Source organism: Plebeiibacterium sediminum (assembly GCF_026013605.1).
Taxonomy (GTDB): Bacteria; Bacteroidota; Bacteroidia; order Bacteroidales; family Marinilabiliaceae; genus Saccharicrinis; species Saccharicrinis sediminus.
Map to the genome: position 1 here is coordinate 1 of NZ_JAPDPJ010000214.1, position 1098 is coordinate 1098.

2 protein-coding genes are annotated in these 1098 nt (G+C 34.0%); both read right to left on the reverse strand.

Annotated features, from left to right (window positions below; all coding sequences use genetic code 11):
* Positions 1 to 109: 109 nt before the first annotated feature.
* Positions 110 to 418: a hypothetical protein gene (locus OM075_RS25125; RefSeq protein ID WP_301193316.1), complete on the reverse strand. Its 309-nt coding sequence runs from the start codon at positions 416 to 418 to the stop codon at positions 110 to 112.
* 20 nt (positions 419 to 438) lie between these two features.
* On the reverse strand, positions 439 to 858 hold the full coding sequence (locus tag OM075_RS25130) for a hypothetical protein (RefSeq protein WP_301193317.1): 420 nt from the start codon (positions 856 to 858) through the stop codon (positions 439 to 441).
* Positions 859 to 1098 lie beyond the last annotated feature (240 nt).

Sequence of the window (1098 nt, forward strand, 5' to 3'; positions counted from 1 at the left end):
CTCCCGGTAACGTTCAACAACGAATATATTTAATCACCTTCATCATGGTAGGTATCTTTCTTCGGATGCTCGTGATTAATTATATTCTAAGTGTTGTGTGCTGGCATTATTAATCTCCAAATGCTTGATCTGTATTTCCAAATGCATAATCATGTAATTGAAAATCATCATCCGAGTTGTACATCAATTTTTCTTCTGTATTCTCAAAACAAATCACAGGTCTATATTCTTCTTGCTCAATTCTAATCTCTCCTTGGTCTTGCAACATTGCCAAGTCAAAAGAAAAGTCCCCACATATCTCTTTTGCTTTTTTTGAATCTACTTTGTGTTTTTTCAAAGTATCTTTCAAAATGCAAATCATCTGATATTGCCACTCTGCCGCTAACTCTTCATATTTTTCGTTATTTACAATTTCCATATTTAATCGCTTTGTCAAGTTTATAATTCTGCTCGTATTTTTGTTAAGTCCAACCAATTTATAAGTTTTTCTTTAATCCTTTGTTTATCAATCTGGTTTATAGCTTCATTTTTCGGTAAAATCCATTCATTCAATTGGTCAAACCAAATCAAAATATCAAATTCTTTAACTCCAGAAATTTCATAATATAGTTCACATGTTTTTCCATGATCAACGTAATAAATTGTTCCTTGTCTACCATTGGGTTTATCATGAAATCCATCCAATTTGCTTAATTGTCCGACTTTATCTTTTTCTCTCCTTTCTATATCCGAATTGTCTTTTTGTTCTTTTGAAATTTCTGTCACAAATGTATCTTCAGAAACTTTTATCTCATTCATGCCTTTAGGAAAATCACGTTCCTTAGATTTTGTCTTAAATATTTTAGCAAATAGTTTCATTTAGTGGTCTGTTTTGCTTGCACACAACGGTTGTGGTATGAGGTCGTGGTGGATTGTCGCCCGATTACCTGTCCGCAGGACAGAGGAATCTGGTGAGAATCCGCCGTAACAACGACCGCAGAAACCCCACCATGCCTTATGACCACGTGTTGAACTAAACCCGCAAAGCGGGAGCTTAGGCTAAAACTAACAAAATTCGTAAGATAATTACATCTTCTACCATTATTAATTTTTAAATAC